The organism is uncultured Clostridium sp. (assembly GCF_910588715.1).
Lineage (GTDB): Bacteria > Bacillota > Clostridia > Clostridiales > Clostridiaceae > Clostridium.
Genome location: NZ_CAJURG010000003.1, coordinates 234,796 through 251,361, shown reverse-complemented (window position 1 = coordinate 251,361; position 16,566 = coordinate 234,796). Strand labels below are relative to the sequence as shown.

Sequence of the window (16,566 nt, the reverse complement as noted above, 5' to 3'; positions counted from 1 at the left end):
AAATTTAAAAATATGGTTGAATAATTATTGCGATATGGTATCATATTATTGAATGTAAACATAAAATATATAAGCTAATAAAACCTATGTTAGAGGTGCTGTTTATAAATAGTAGTAAATAGGAGTCGACGGGCAGAGATTATTTATGAAAGGTATAACAGCCGAAGGAATAATTTATGTAAAGGGTTATTTCTGGGTATGTATATAACATATACATAACTGTCACGAAAGTGGAGTGCTAAAAAGGTGCGATTATTAAAATTCAATTTTTAAAATTGAATTTATTTTAGGTAGAAATTGCATTTTAATATAAAGCTACCACTATAGGTTTTTATAGTGGTAGTTTTTTGTGTTATTAATTTTTAAATTAATTGGAGGCAATATCGATGAAATTATTTGGGGCAATGGAAGTTAAAGACAATGAACTATTTATTGGAGGGGTTAGTTCAACAGATTTAATTAATAAGTTTGGTTCACCGTTATATGTAATGGATGAAAAACTTTTAATTGATACTTGTAAAAATTATTATAAAAATTTTAAGTGTTTAGAAAATAATAATAGAGTAGCTTATGCTGGTAAGGCCTTTTTAACAAAAGAAATGTGTAGACTAATAGATGAACAAGGACTTTATTTAGACGTAGTATCCGGAGGAGAATTGTATACTGCTTATAAGGCAGGATTTCCATTAGAAAAAATATATTTTCATGGTAATAATAAAAGTGTAAATGAAGTTGAATTAGGTGTTAAGTTAGGTGTTGGAGTATTTGTTGTTGATAATTTAGATGAAATGAAGAGATTAAATGAAATATCTAAAAGATATAATAAAAGACAAAATATATATTTAAGGTTAACACCAGGAATAGAAGCTCATACTCATCAATATATAAAAACAGGTCAAATAGATTCAAAGTTTGGATTTGCACCAGTTGGTGAAATAATAATGAATGCTGTAAAACTTGCAATAGATTGCGAAAACTTAAATTTAACAGGTCTACATTGTCATATAGGTTCACAAATTTTTGAAATAAAACCTTATGAAGATGCAGTTGAGGTTATGCTTGGATTTATAAAATCTATTAAAGAAGAAACAGGACATATAATACCTGAATTAGATTTAGGTGGTGGATTTGGTATACATTATACCGATGATGATAAACCAAAAGAAACAAAAGATTATTGTTCTGCTATATTAAATAAAGTAGATGAAGTTTGTGAGAAATTAAATATACAAATACCTATTTTAACTATTGAACCTGGTAGATCAATAGTTGGAAATGCAGGAGTTACTCTTTATACAATTGGAGCAATTAAGGAAATTGAAGGTGTTAGGACTTATGTTTCAGTTGATGGTGGAATGACAGATAATATTAGACCTGCATTATATGGAGCTAAGTATGATATGACAATAGCAAATAAAATTAATAATAAGTGTAATGAAAGAGTTGCAATAGCAGGTAAGTGTTGTGAGTCTGGAGATATTTTTATTAATGATATTTGTATTCAAAAACCAGAGATAGGAGATATATTAGCTGTTTTTTCTACAGGTGCTTATGGATTTTCAATGTCTAGTAATTATAATAAAAATCCAAGGCCAGCAGTTGTATTTGTAAAAGATGGAATAGCTAGGGTGGTATCAAAAAGACAAAGTTATGAGGAGCTTTTAGCTTTAGAGGTTTAAAGCTATTATTAAGTTTTATAAGCTTTAATCAAAATAATATTTTATTATAGTATATTAACAAAAATTATATATAGTTTAAAGGAGCTATATTATATTGAATTAAAAATTTTCAATATAATATAGCTCTCTTTTGTAACGAAACTGACATAATAATTATATATAATGAAGAGTAATACTATTAGTTATTAATTAATTATGATATACTTATAAGCATCCATTAAATTTTAGTCATTAATTAACATAAATAACTAGATTTAAGGTTGACTATTTATATTAATTATTGTATATAAAATATTTATTTTATATTTAATTTATAGCAAATAGTTTGTTTTATACTATTACAAAATGGACATAATCATAATAGGATAATTTTATGAATTATAGAAGTGAAGGTAATTGTATATTATAAGTATTTATAGTTTTGTTTTAGAAGTTAATGTATAAATTTTTGTTGCTTAGAAAGTTTAGTTAAATGTTCATTTAATATGAGTGTTAGAATTAAAAATTAATAGTTTGAAAGGTATGTGGGAATAGTGAGTAAGGAAATAAAAAAATCGAATTTCTTTAATGAATGGATTGTACCTATAGTAGTAGCTGTAATATTAGCTATCTTAATAAATAGATTTTTAATATTTAAGGTTAAGATTCCATCAGAATCTATGGTACCTACATTGAATGTTGGGGATAGATTATTTGTTACTAGAGTTTATAATCCTGAAAAATTAAAAAGAGGAGATATAGTAGTTTTTCATTCAGACGAGAAAGATGAGGATATGATCAAAAGGTTAATTGGATTACCTGGGGATAAGGTTATTATTAATAATGGAATAGTAACTGTAAATGGTGAAACTTTAGAAGAAGATTATTTAGGTACAATTGATACTTATAATGGAGAGTTTGAAGTCCCAGAAGGTAAATACTTCTTTTTAGGTGATAATAGATATTGGTCTTTAGACTCTAGGTATTGGGAAAATCCATATATTGATGGAAGTGATATAAAGGGTAAGGCTCAAATAAAGGTATATCCTTGGAAGGACTTTGGAAAAGTAGAGTAAATTATTTTATAAGCGTTTTAGAATTTAATAGGAGATTTTAAAGGTATGAATAATAATGTGAATGATAGAAAAAATCCAGAAAAAAAGAATAACAATAATAAGAAGTTTTTAATTATTTATGCAGTTATAGCTTGTTTATTTTTATATTCATTTTCAACAGCAAAGGAAATGTTAACAACAAAAGAAATTTCATATAATGAATTTGTTGAAATGGTTAAAAATAAGGAAGTTAAAGAAGTTTCTGTTGATGGAACAGCACTTGTGATTAAGCCACAAGATACAAGTGATATGAAGGGAAAAGTTCTTTATACTGGTAATGCTGATAATCCAGACTTAATAAATTTACTTATAGAGAATAATGTAAAATATTATCCGCAAATAACAAAGCAACAATCTGTATTTATGGATTTTATAATACTTAATATATTACCATTAGTATTAATGTTCTTTTTCATTAAATTTATTTTTGGAAAAATGGCTAAAAAAATGGGTGGTGGCCCAATGGGAATGGGCATGGGAAAAAGTAATGCTAAAGTATATGTAGAAAAGGATATTAAGGTAAGTTTTGAAAATGTTGCAGGACAAGATGAAGCAAAAGAATCGTTAACTGAAATAATAGATTTTCTACATAACCCTAAAAGATATACCGAAATAGGAGCTAAATTACCTAAGGGGGCACTTTTAGTTGGGCCTCCTGGAACTGGTAAAACTTTAATAGCAAAAGCTGTTGCTGGTGAAGCAAAAGTACCCTTTCTTTCTGTTTCAGGTTCAACATTTGTTGAGATGTTTGTTGGAATGGGTGCTGCCAAAGTAAGAGATTTATTTAAAGAAGCAGAAAAAATGGCACCATGTATCATATTTATAGATGAAATTGATTCTATAGGTAAAAGTAGAGATAGCCAAATGCAAAGTAATGATGAAAGGGAGCAAACTTTAAATCAATTGCTTACTGAAATGGATGGATTTGATACATCTAAGGGAATTGTTATTTTAGGTGCTACAAATAGACCAGAAATATTAGATAAGGCACTTTTAAGACCAGGTAGATTTGATAGACGGGTTATTGTTGATAGGCCAGATTTAAAAGGAAGAATTGCCATATTAAATGTTCATTCTAAGGATGTTAAGATGTCTTTAGATGTAGATTTAGAAGCAATTGCAAAGGGAACTCCAGGTGCAGTAGGTGCTGACCTTGCCAATATAGTAAATGAAGCTGCATTAAGAGCAGTAAGAAATGGAAGAGAATTAGTTATTCAAGAAGATTTAGAAGAAGCTGTTGAAGTGATAATAGCTGGTAAGGAAAAGAAAGATAGAATACTTTCTAAAAAAGAAAGAGAAGTTGTTGCATTCCATGAGGTTGGGCATGCATTAGTAGCAGGTTTATTAGAAGGTACTGATCCAGTTCATAAAATTACTATAGTTCCAAGAACAATGGGAGCTTTAGGTTACACAATGCAATTACCAGAGGAAGAAAAATACCTTGTTTCAAAGGAAGAATTAATGAATCAAATTATGGTTATGCTTGGTGGTAGAGCAGCAGAGGAAGAGGTATTTAATTTAGTATCTACTGGAGCTTCTAATGACATAGAAAGAGCAACTCAAACAGCAAGAAATATGGTTACTATTTATGGTATGACTGATAATTTTGATATGATGGCTTTAGAATCAATTCAAAATAGATATTTAGATGGTAGAGCTGTTAGAAATTGCAGTGAAGAAACATCAACTTTAGTAGATAAAGAGGTATTAGCTATAATTAGAGAATGCCACAAAAGAGCAAGAGAGATATTAAGAGAGAATAGAGATTTATTAGATAAAATATCTGAATACTTATTAGAAAAGGAAACTATATTTGGAGATGAGTTCTTTAAGTTTGTTTATGAAAAATATCCAGAATTAAAGATAAAAAGAGAAGAGGAAAAGAAAAGTAGGGAACTTGAAAAGGATAGAAATGATTCTAAAGAAGTGGCTACCGAAATAGAAGAGGACTTAATTGATAAAAAGGTTGCTCAAGAAGTAATTGAAGCCGTTGAAAGAGAAGAAGAGAGTATTATAAATGAAAATAAATCTACAAATATAGAAATAAATTTAGATATTGATAAAGATAAATCTAATAGTTAGTCAAAAGATAAATAGAAAATTTAAAAATAAGGGGTTAAGCTAATATATTTAATAGCTTAACTCCTTAAATATATTATATAATAATTAATAAATTTAAAATTAAGCTTTAAGTAAATTAAATGAAAGGTGTGAAATTTTGAATAAATTTGAATTTTTACAAGAGGAACAAAATCTAGATTTAACATTAAATCTATTAAGTAAAGAAATATTAAACTACATACAAAAAAGAAAAGGTGTATCTGATTACATATTAGAATATAGAAAAAAATTTATTGAAGAATATAGAGATGATGAAGATAAAGTAATGGAGTACTTTGATCATGAAAGATATGTAAAAGAAGAAATGTATAGAACCATAGATAAAAAATTATCTGAATTTACTAAGTTGAAAGAATCTCCATACTTTGGAAAGGTTAACTTTGAGGATAATGGATATGCGGAGCAAATATATGTTGGTAGATATGGATTAACTCCAGAGGGAAGTTTTGAATCTGCCATAATTGATTGGAGAGCTCCAGTTGCATCATTATTTTATAAGGGAACATTAGGTGAAACTACTTATAAGTCACCTGATGGAGAGATTCCAGTTGATATATTATCTAGAAGGCAGTTAATGATTAAGAAAGGAAAGTTAGAAGGATTTTTTGATTCTGATATTGATGTAAAAGATGATATTCTTCAAATGATTTTATCTTCAAATGCTGGTGAAAAGCTTAAAGATATAGTTATGACAATTCAAAAGGAGCAAGATGAAATTATAAGAGAAGAAAGAATGAAGGTTGTAGTTGTTAATGGAGTTGCAGGTTCTGGAAAAACAACAATTGCTCTTCATAGAGTTGCATATCTTTTATATAATTTTAGAGAACAGTTAGGAGATAAAGTATTAATATTAGGACCTAATGATATATTTATTGATTATATTGGAGATGTACTTCCTACATTAGGAGAAAGTGATGTTAAACAACAAACTTTTGTACATTTTGCAATTAATGAAATAGGATTACGTGAACCAGTAGTTGATTTTACTGCATATTTAGAAGAAGTTTTAAAAGGTAATGAAAAAATTATAAATGAAATTAAATATAAAGCTGGTGAAGAATTTATCTTAATTTTAGATAAAAAATGTGAAGAACTTGAAAAAAGTTATTTTAACTTTAAACCAGTTAACTTTTTTGATGAAGAAGTTGTTGGAATAGAAGAAATAAATGAATTATTTGAAAAGCATTATAAATATATGCCTTTATTTAGAAGAAGTCAAAAAATAAAAAGAATTATTATTTCAAAACTTAAAGATAAAAGAGATGAACTTGTAAGAAATTTAAATGCTGAAGTTAAGGCTAAATTAGCTAATCTTTCAGAAGAGGATTTAGTTATCGAACAAAATAATATAGAGTTTCAAAGAAGAATAAGAGTTAGAGAAATAGTTAAAGAACTAATGATTCAAAAAGATAATTTATCAAAGTGGATAGATAATGAAAGCATAGTTAATATTTATAAGGAATTTACTAGTACTTCTCAATTATCCTATTTAGATTTACCAGCAATTTTGTATTTAATGATTAAATTAGATGGTAAAAAAACAAAGAATGATATTAAGCATATAGTAATTGATGAATCTCAAGATTATAGTATGTTACAATTTATTGTTTTAAAAGAATTAACAGGATGCAGAAGCTTTACTATTGTTGGAGATTCAAATCAAAGATTAGTAAAGGTAGAAGAAGAGCCTGCAATGCTTAAATTAAAAGCCTTATTTGGTGGTTTTGTTAAGAATTATAATTTAAATAAAAGCTATAGATCAACACTTCAAATTATGGAGTATGCAAGTAAATTATTAGATGAAAATGCAGTTGTACCTTTTGTTAGAAAAGGTAAATATGATGTTGAAGAAGTTGAAGTAAAAAATGAAGAGGATTTAATAGATGCTATTTTAGAAGCTTTAGAAGAGTATGATGATGAAAATTATGATAATATTGCAATAATAACTAAAGACAAAGAGGACCTTAGAAAAGTTGCTCCTGAAATTAAAAAGTTTACTAAAATTTTAGCTTTTGATAAAGAAGATGTTATTTACAGAGGTGGAAAGGTTATAGTTCCATCATATTATGCAAAAGGATTAGAATTTGATGGTGTTATAGTTGTTAATTTTGATGAAAATACAGATGATTTAGTTAAATATATAATGTGTACTAGAGCTCTTCATAGATTGAAAATAATAAATTTTAAATAAATAAAAAACCTTAGTTAATATTTACTTACATAGATGTTAGCTAAGGTTTTTTTATTATTAATAAATTTTAAAATTAATTAAACTATACATTTAAATGAATAAATGTATAGTTGTTGACAAACTTATAAATATTAAAAAATAAATATTTATAAAAGAAATATTTATTTTTTAATGTCTTAAAACCATAGTTTTACTAAGGTTTAAGAATATTATTTATAAATTATGAGAAGAATATATGTAAATGTTTAAAAAAATTAAAAAAAAGACTTGAAATGTATAGACTATAGGTATACAATGTATACATAAGGTACAGAAAACGAATACAATAAATAAAATTTTTGGAGGTATATATTATGATAAAAATTATGTTAGCTTGCTCAGCAGGTATGTCAACAAGTTTATTAGTAACAAAAATGCAAGAGGCTGCAAAGGAAAAAGGAGTAGAATGTGAAATTTGGGCTATATCAGAAGTGAATCTACAAACTGAAATTGAAAAATGTAATGTTTTATTATTAGGGCCACAAGTAAGATATGTTTTAAATAAGGCAAAAGCTTTAGCAGAACCTTATGGAATCCCAGTAGAAGTTATAAATATGATGGATTATGGAAGATGTAATGGTAAGGCTGTCTTAGAAAGAGCTTTAGAATTGAATAAATAATTAATTATGGTTTGGGTATTGAGAATTTAAAATTAAAAGAGATATGAAAAATAAAGGTGGGAAAAGATAATGGAAAAGTTTATGGCTTTCATGGATAAGTATATTACTCCATATGCAGCTAAAATGGGTGCACAAAGGCACTTAGTTGCAGTAAGAGATGCTTTCGTTGCAATGATACCGTTAACAATAATAGGTTCGTTAGCGACACTTATAAATAATGCACCAATAAAGGCATTAAACAATTTTTTATTAGAAAATACATTTGGACAACAGATAAAAAATTTAAATGGTGATATTTGGTTTGGTACATTAGCTATTATGGCATTACTTCTAGTAATAGGTGTTTCTTATAATCTTGCAAAATCATATGAAGAAAATGGTTTACAAGCATCAATGATAGCAACATCAATATTTATTCTTTTAATTCCTCAAGTTGCAAAAATTGCAATAGATGGACAACCAACAATCGAGGGATGGGGATTTATAGGAGTTTCTTATTTAGGTACAGGAGCATTATTTACTGCAATTATAATTGGGATATTATCAACAGAATTATTTATAAGATTAGGAAAGGTAAAGCAATTAGTAGTTAAAATGCCTGATGGTGTTCCGCCCGCAGTATCAAGATCATTTGCTAAGTTAATTCCAGGTATGCTAACAGTAGTTATATTCGCAGTAGCTGGATTATTAATAAGACTAGCAGCAGACGGACAATTTTTAACAGATTTAATAAATAAATATTTAGGAATTCCATTAAGTAATATAACAGATACATTACCATCAGCTATATTAATAGCATTTTTTATTCATGGATTATGGTTTGTTGGTTTACATGGTGCAAATATTGCATTGCCTTTTACTGGAACAATGTTAACTAACTTAGGTGCACAAAATGCAGAAATGATTCAAAATGGGGCGTCAACAGATCAATTACATGTATTAGCAGGACCATTCTTTGATGCATTCATATTTATGGGTGGATCAGGAGTAATAATAGCTTTATTAATAGCTATAGCAATTGCAGGTAAAAGAAGAAGAGATATGTTAACTTTAGGATTAGCACCAGCAATATTTAATATAAGTGAACCAGTAATATTTGGATTGCCAATTGTGTTAAACCCTATATTTGGAATACCATTTGTAATTGCACCAATTATTACAACAATAATTTCATATCTTTCAATTTCATTTGGGTTAGTTCATCCAATAATAATGGCAACTATGCCTTGGACTACACCTCCAATACTTGGTGGATTTATGGCAACTGGACATTGGTCAGGAGCAGTTTTATGTATAGTTAATATATTAGTTTCTATATTAGTATACTTACCATTTGTAGTTATGGCTGAAAAAATGGATGCTAAAAGAATGAGCAACTAAAGTATTATTAAAAAAAATATCATTAAACACCTAAGCATTTTAAATTGAAATTTGGAGAAAGGAAGTATAGTTTGTTTAAAGCTTCCTTTGCTCCATAATATTTATAGAATTTGTATTTTGATTTTTATCAATTTGTAAAGTTAATAAAAATCAGCATATAAATGCTATGTTAAAGGAAATTTAAAATAAATAATAGATTAAAAAGAATTGATTACATACAACTTAATTATATAAAAATTATAAATATTAAAATTAGGATGGTGGATAATATGAAAAAGGGAATAAAAATAGTTACTATAGGTGGAGGGTCAAGTTATACTCCAGAATTAGTGGAAGGATTCATAAAAAGACATAAAGAATTACCAGTAAGAGAATTATGGTTAGTTGATATAGAAGAAGGAAAATATAAACTAGAGATTGTGGGTAATCTTGCAAAAAGAATGGTAAAAAAAGCAGGAATAGACATGGAAATTCATCTAACATTAGATAGAAGAAAAGCTTTAAAGGATGCTGATTTTGTAACTACTCAATTAAGGGTTGGGTTATTAGATGCTAGAATTAAAGATGAAAGAATTCCACTTTCTCATGGAGTAATAGGTCAAGAAACTAATGGAGCAGGAGGATTATTTAAGGCATTAAGAACAGTACCAGTAGTACTTGACATAATAAAGGATATTGAGGAACTTTGTCCAAATGCATGGTTAGTAAACTTTACTAATCCAACAGGAGTAATTTCAGAAGCTGTATTTAAATATACAAATTTTAAAAGATATATTGGATTATGTAATGTTCCAATTGGTGTTAAAAATGGAATGGCAGATATTTTAGGTGTAGAAAAAAATAGAATAGAAATGGATTTTGCTGGACTTAACCATATGGTTTATGCACTTAATGTAAGATTAGATGGAAAAGATATAACTAAAGAAGCAATTGAAAAGTTCGTTACATCATCTTTAACAATGCAAAATATAAAGGATATTCCTTTAAATGCTGATTTCGTTAGAGCTTTAGGAGTTATTCCTTGTCCATATCATAAATATTACTATAAACATAAAGAAATGTTAGAGGAAGAGCTAGAAGGATTTAAGGATGGAAAAACTAGAGGTGAAACAGTTAAAGCTTTAGAAGATGATTTATTTGAATTATATAAGGATGAAAATTTAGCAGTTAAGCCACCGCAATTAGAAAAAAGAGGTGGAGCATATTATAGTGATGCGGCTTGTAACTTAATAAACTCAATCTATAATGATAAAGGGGATATTCAAGTTGTAAATACATTAAACAATGGTTCTATAAGAGATTTTAAGGAAGATTCAGCTGCTGAAATGAGTTGTGTAATAACTAAAGAAGGACCGAAGCCTCTATCAATTGGATATTTACCGGTTGCAGTTAGTGGATTAGTAGCTGAAATAAAGGCTTTTGAAATATTAGCTGCAAAGGCAGCAGTAGAGGGAGATTATAATGCAGCTTTACAAGCATTATGTATAAATCCATTGATACCATCAGATGATTTAGCTAAAACTATTTTAGATGAAATGATGGAAGCTCACAAAGCATATTTACCACAATTTTAAAATTATCTAAATGAAGGGAGATAAATCTCCTTTCATTACAGGATAATTAAATAGGAGAGGAATTTTATGACTAAATTAATAGTAAATGCAGATGATTTTGGATTAAGTGAAGCTGTTAATTATGGTATTATATCAGCATATAAAAATGGAATAGTAACATCGACAACTATAATGGCTGGTATGCCATTCTTTGATCATGCTGTTGAATTATTAAATGAAAATAGGGGATTAGGTTGTGGTGTGCATATGACATTAAGCTTAAATAAACCAGTTTTTAATTATCATAAAACAATAGTAGATGAAAACGGTAATTTTTATAAAAGGATAACTAATGAATTAGTAGAAGAAAAGTTTGATTTAGATGAAGTGTATGAAGAGTTTTGTGCACAAATTAATAAAGTAATTAATAGTGGTGTAAAGGTAGATCATTTAGATTCACATCATCATGTTCATACATTATCAAGTTTAAAGCCTGTTATAGAAAAAATAGTTAAAAAATATAATCTTCCTATAAGAGGTGGTTTTGAGTCAGAAATTGATTATGATAATATTATTCCTATGACAGAAAGCTTTTATAATGAAAATGTAACTGATGATTATTTTGAAAAATTTATAAATGAATTAAAAAACCATGACGTAATAGATGTTATGTGCCATCCGGCATTTATAGATGAGCAATTAGTTAATTCTACATCTTATGCAATGCAAAGAATGAAGGAATACAGTATTCTAACATCTAAAAAAGTAAAGGAATTTTTAAGAGAAAATAATATAGAGCTTATTAATTATAGTAAATTATAGGGGGAATTAAAAATGAACGAAGAATTAATGGGAATATCATTTGGACTTATAGCTAATGCTGGAGAAGCTAAAGGATTAGCGTATGATGCATTAAGTAAGGCAAAGGAAGGTAAATTTGAGGAAGCTAGAGATTTAATAAATAAATCTAGAGAAGAAATGCACAAAGCTCATGCATTTCAAACCCAACTTATAACTAAGGAAGCTTCAGGAGAAAAAATGGAAGTTGGGGTATTATTAATACATGCTCAAGATCACTTAATGAATGCTATGAACTTTCAACAATTAGCTGAAGAGTTTATAGAAGTATATGAAAGATTAACAAAATTAGAAAATAAATAGTATTCAATAATTATTGACGATATTGTGTATAAGATATTTCTTGTACATATATCGTCAATTTTTATATTTTAATATTTTAAATATAATGTAGCAGTATGATAAAATAAATATAAATAATATATATGCAGAAGTATAATAAGAGTATAAATTGCTAGTTAAATGTTAAAATATAAAAGGAGTTTTTTAAATGAGAGAACCAATTTATATAAAGATAGAGAAGTATTTAAAGGATTTAATAGATTCTGGAGAAATAAAGCAAGGTGAGTTATTACCGTCAGAAAATAAATTATGTGAAAAATTTAATGTAACAAGAATGACGGTTAGATCAGCTTTTAATAATTTAGTAAAAGAAGGTTATATAACTAGAAAAAGAGGTATTGGTAGCATAGTATTGGCAAATAGAATTTCTGATAATATAGGTACTATAGAGGGATATACAAAAGAAATGGTCAATAAGGGATATAATGTAACTACTAAATTGATTAATTTATCTATAGTTGAAGCAGACAGAAATATGAAAGGTAATTTAAGAGTAGAATTAGGAGAAAATTTATGGGAAGTTAAAAGAGTAAGATATGCAGATGGATCAGCAGTTTCTTATATGATAACTTATATGCCAGTAAAATTGTTCCCAAATTTAAAAAGGTCAGATTGTGATTCGTTATATAAATATTTAGAAAAATGCGGATATAAAATTTCTACAGCACAACGTGTAGTGGAAGCAGTAATATCAAATTATGAATTAATGGAGTTATTAGAACTTGAGTGTGAAGCTCCAATACTTCATATAGAACAAGTTGGGATTTTAGAGAGTGGAGAACCATTTGAATATTCACATACATATCATTATGGATACAAATTAACACTAAATGCAGTTTCAGATAAGTATTAAGATTAAATAAAATAATATTATTAATTATTCAAAATATTTTTGTATAAAAATATTTTGAATAGAAAATAGTTCTAAGTAGTGCTAAAATTAACTATATAAAGTATAACTGGAGGAGATTTATATGTCACATATAGTTGGAAAATCAGCATACAAAAGCTTAGAAGAAAGATTAAATAGGTTTCCACAAGGGGCACCCGCATCAGAGACACTTTATAAAATATTAGAAACACTATTTGATGAAAAAGAGGCTGAGTTAGTAGCTCAATTGCCAATAAAAGCATTTAGTATAGAAAAAGCAGCTAAAATATGGGGACTGAAACCTATAGAAGCTGAGAAGATTTTAGATAAACTTGCAAGTAGAGCAATTTTATTAGATATTGAACATGAAGGAAAAAGAACATTTATGTTACCACCTCCAATGGCTGGATTTTTAGAATTTAGCATGATGAGAACTAGAGGAGATGTAGATCAAAAATTATTAGCAGAACTATATTATCAATATTTAAATGTGGAAGAGGATTTCATAAAAGATTTATTTTATAGTGCAGAAACTAAATTAGGAAGAGTATATGTTCAAGAAAAAGTTCTTACAAATGATAACTCTGTAGAAGTATTAGATTATGAAAGAGCTTCACATATAATAAAAACTGCTAGTGATATAGGAATTAGTATGTGTTATTGTAGACATAAAATGCATCATGTAGGAAAAGCATGTGATGCGCCAATGGATATATGTATGACTTTTAATACAACTGCATCATCACTAATTAAACATGGTCATGCTAGAAAGGTTGATGCTTCAGAATGTTTAGACTTATTAAATTTAGCTTATGAAAGTGATTTAGTTCAATGTGGTGAAAATGTTAGAAAGGGAGTAAACTTTATTTGTAATTGCTGTGGATGTTGTTGTGAGGCAATGCTTGCAGCTAAAAGGTTTGGAGTTATGCACCCTGTTGAAACTACAAATTTTATTGCAGAAGTAAATAAAGATACTTGTGTTAAATGTGGAAAGTGTATTAAAAAGTGTCCTGTTGGAGCAATTAAAAATGTTGTTATAAATAAAGGTACACCTATGGAAAAGACAGTAGCAGAAGTTGATAAAGATTTATGCTTAGGTTGTGGAGTATGTGTAAGAAATTGTTTTAATAATAGCTTAATGTTAAAAGCAAGGGAAAAGAGAGTAATAACTCCATCAACTTCAGTTCACAGAGTTGTGCTTATGGCAATAGAAAAGGGGCAATTATCAAATTTAATTTTCGATAATAGAGCATTAACAAGTCATAGAGCAATGGCAGCAATATTATCATCAATATTAAAACTTTCACCAGTAAAAAAGGCAATGGCAAGTAAGCAGATGAAATCTGTATATTTAGATAAATTATTAGATATTAAATAATAAAAAACAGTAAATGGAAAAATTAATTATAAATTTTTCTATTTACTGTTTTATTAAATTTTATTCGTATTTTTCTAATTTTTTAATTACTTTATCATAAATATCATCTGCTACAGAGAAGTCCATTGCTTTAATATAATAAGCTTCTAATTCGTCATGTAAAAGGTGTGCATTATGAATCAAGGAAATACCCTTATTAACTAAATTGTAAAATAAATCGCTATTATATTTTATATCATTACTTTTTGATGCAGGTAAACTAGACTTAGTATAATCAAATAAATTATAGTCTATTCCAGTATAGTTAGCTTGATTAATTTCATTATTAGTTATAATGCAGGTAGATATTTCAGGAATAAAAATGTGTTCAATACGTTCAGGAACAAATGGATCATGCATATATTCAATAAAATAACCTTTCTTTTGGCCACAACTTCCGATGAATTTTAAAATATCTGTTTTCCCAAACCCTGGTCCACCAGTTAATACATATTTTTTCTTAAAATCATTGCTTAAGGAATCTGCATAGGTAATCATTCCATCTGGAGTAAATGCAGTTGCAAATAGGTGACGTTCATTACCATAACCTAATTTATCAGCTTTAAAAATATTATTTTTTAGGTTTTCTATTAAATTAGAAATTTTATTAGAATCTAAGGATTCATAATTTAAACTGCTCCAATCATCATGAATAGATTTAGCTGAACCTAAAAATCTATAAGCTCTTTTGAAATTTTTACCTATTTCTTTATTTAAAGATATTATTTCTTTTTTATTTTTAGATAACATGTCAATGTCAAGTGCATCACCCATATTAAGTATTTCATCAACAGCACCGGGATTGATAGGATCTACTATATGAGGTGAAGTACCATCTAATAAAGCTATGTTTAATTCTTTTACTAGAACTCCATCTAATGAATTTGGGTCTGAAGAACAGTGATGATATTCAATTGTATAGCCCTTTTTACTAAAATGAGCTCCAACTTTTTTCATTAATTGGGATTTACCTGTTCCAGGGCCACCTTTTATACAAAGTATTCTTCTAGCGTCATCTTGTGGAAGTACATATCTATAAAATGAATAAAATCCTTTTGAAGTATTTCCACCTGGGAATAGATGTCTTTCTTTTAATGTAGACATTGAATCACTCCTAAATAAATATAACTTGTTCATAATATTTTATTCAGCTTAAACTAAAAAATGGACAAAATAAAATAAATAATTTTTAAAGAATTAAATTAGATATTTTTTATCAAAAATAGTGAATAAATTTAAAGTGTATCTATATAAATATAGGAGTTATATCCATAAAAAATATAATTTATCCTCGAAAAATTGTATAAAATATAATATTTATGCATAAATATTTATAAATTTCGAGTAATATAAAAAAGTATTGCATAAAATTGGTTTATAGGTGTATAATTATACCGTAGCTTAGGAGGCATTAGGCATTAAATATTTAAGGGGGATTTAATAAATATGAAAAAGGGATTAATAAAAAAGGTATTAGTAAGTGCATTATTAGGAATCATGACTATGGGATTAGTTGGATGTGGATCAGCTGATAATAAAGAAATATCAGAAAATAAAAATGACTTATTAAAAACAATACAAGAAAAGGGAAAAGTAGTTGTAGGAATGAGTGCAGATTATGCACCATATGAATTTCACTATATAGATGAAAGTGGAAAAGATGTTATTGGAGGATTTGATGTAGATATAGCTAATGAAATAGCTAAAAAAATAGGTGTTGAGTTAGCAATTCAAGAAATGGATTTTGATGCTTTAGTAGCAGCATTACCTGCAGGTAAAATAGATTTAGTAATTTCAGGGATGAATCCTACAGAGGAAAGAGCTAAAGTAGTAGATTTTTCTGAAATTTATTATAACTCAAAACATGGAGTATTAGTTAGAGCTGAGGATGTGGACAAGTATAAGACATTTGCAGACCTAGAAGGGGCTAAGGTTGGTGCTCAATTAGGTTCAACTCAAGAACAAATAGCAAAGAGTGAAATTCCAAATGCAGATTTACAATTATTAGCTAATGTTAATAACTTAATATTAGAATTAAAATCAGGAAAAGTTGATGCAATAGTTATGGAAAAACCAGTTGCAGAGATGGCAGTTAAGACTAATCCTGAATTAGCAGTAGGTGAGCCAACATATGAAGAGAAAACAGGTGGAAATGCAGTTGGTATTGCTAAGGGAAATGAAGAGTTATTAGCTAAAGTAAATGAAGTTATTAAGGAATTAAATGAAACGGGAAAAATGGATGATTATATATTAAAAGCTAATGAATTAGCAGCAAGTGTTAATATAGAGGAATAGTATTTAATTGTAAGATTTTTATAAATTATAAAAATTATTAAAATACTTTAAAAATAAAATTTAGTTATAGCAGAGCTGTGGGGCAAGCTCTGCTAAATAGTAAATT

13 protein-coding genes and 1 riboswitch are annotated in these 16,566 nt (G+C 27.6%); of the genes, 12 read left to right on the top strand and 1 reads right to left on the bottom strand.

Annotation, left to right across the window (positions count from 1 at the left end; all coding sequences use genetic code 11):
• Positions 1–82 precede the first annotated feature (82 nt).
• A riboswitch (Lysine riboswitch) is annotated at positions 83–249 on the top strand.
• Between the two features lie 137 nt (positions 250–386).
• The 11 genes from lysA (at position 387) to QZ321_RS07520 (ending at position 14,126) form a co-directional block, all read left to right on the top strand.
• Entirely contained in the window at positions 387–1,679 is a 1,293-nt protein-coding gene (gene lysA / locus QZ321_RS07570; protein WP_291747279.1) for a diaminopimelate decarboxylase, read from the top strand.
• Between the two features lie 533 nt (positions 1,680–2,212).
• A complete protein-coding gene (gene lepB, locus QZ321_RS07565; protein WP_291739803.1) occupies positions 2,213–2,734 on the top strand; it encodes a signal peptidase I in 522 nt (173 codons plus the stop codon).
• 45 nt (positions 2,735–2,779) lie between these two features.
• Positions 2,780–4,855: an ATP-dependent zinc metalloprotease FtsH gene (ftsH, locus tag QZ321_RS07560; protein WP_291747276.1), complete on the top strand. Its 2,076-nt coding sequence runs from the start codon at positions 2,780–2,782 to the stop codon at positions 4,853–4,855.
• A gap of 136 nt (positions 4,856–4,991) precedes the next feature.
• The gene (locus QZ321_RS07555; RefSeq protein WP_291747273.1) at positions 4,992–7,085 is read left to right on the top strand and encodes a UvrD-helicase domain-containing protein; all 2,094 of its coding nucleotides are present in this window, start codon (positions 4,992–4,994) and stop codon (positions 7,083–7,085) included.
• Between the two features lie 353 nt (positions 7,086–7,438).
• Entirely contained in the window at positions 7,439–7,744 is a 306-nt protein-coding gene (locus QZ321_RS07550; protein WP_291739797.1) for a PTS sugar transporter subunit IIB, read from the top strand.
• 69 nt (positions 7,745–7,813) lie between these two features.
• Positions 7,814–9,124 (top strand): PTS transporter subunit EIIC, encoded by a 1,311-nt coding sequence (locus QZ321_RS07545; RefSeq protein WP_291747270.1) that lies wholly within the window; start codon positions 7,814–7,816, stop codon positions 9,122–9,124.
• Positions 9,125–9,393: 269 nt separating this feature from the next.
• Positions 9,394–10,698 carry a 6-phospho-beta-glucosidase gene (locus QZ321_RS07540; protein WP_291747267.1) on the top strand — a complete coding sequence of 435 codons (1,305 nt, stop codon included), beginning with the start codon at positions 9,394–9,396 and terminating at the stop codon, positions 10,696–10,698.
• 66 nt (positions 10,699–10,764) lie between these two features.
• Entirely contained in the window at positions 10,765–11,499 is a 735-nt protein-coding gene (gene chbG / locus QZ321_RS07535) for a chitin disaccharide deacetylase (protein WP_291747264.1), read from the top strand.
• A 12-nt stretch (positions 11,500–11,511) separates the two neighbouring features.
• Complete coding sequence (locus tag QZ321_RS07530; protein ID WP_291747260.1) at positions 11,512–11,838, top strand: PTS lactose/cellobiose transporter subunit IIA; 327 nt, start codon at positions 11,512–11,514, stop codon at positions 11,836–11,838.
• Between the two features lie 187 nt (positions 11,839–12,025).
• The gene (locus tag QZ321_RS07525; RefSeq protein ID WP_291739785.1) at positions 12,026–12,730 is read left to right on the top strand and encodes a GntR family transcriptional regulator; all 705 of its coding nucleotides are present in this window, start codon (positions 12,026–12,028) and stop codon (positions 12,728–12,730) included.
• A 121-nt stretch (positions 12,731–12,851) separates the two neighbouring features.
• Positions 12,852–14,126 carry a 4Fe-4S binding protein gene (locus QZ321_RS07520; RefSeq protein WP_291747257.1) on the top strand — a complete coding sequence of 425 codons (1,275 nt, stop codon included), beginning with the start codon at positions 12,852–12,854 and terminating at the stop codon, positions 14,124–14,126.
• 60 nt (positions 14,127–14,186) lie between these two features.
• Here QZ321_RS07520 and QZ321_RS07515 read toward each other — a convergent pair whose 3' ends face one another.
• A complete protein-coding gene (locus QZ321_RS07515; RefSeq protein WP_291739781.1) occupies positions 14,187–15,269 on the bottom strand; it encodes a PRK06851 family protein in 1,083 nt (360 codons plus the stop codon).
• A 342-nt stretch (positions 15,270–15,611) separates the two neighbouring features.
• Between QZ321_RS07515 and QZ321_RS07510 the strand changes: the two genes are divergently transcribed.
• A complete protein-coding gene (locus QZ321_RS07510; protein WP_291739779.1) occupies positions 15,612–16,460 on the top strand; it encodes a transporter substrate-binding domain-containing protein in 849 nt (282 codons plus the stop codon).
• Positions 16,461–16,566 lie beyond the last annotated feature (106 nt).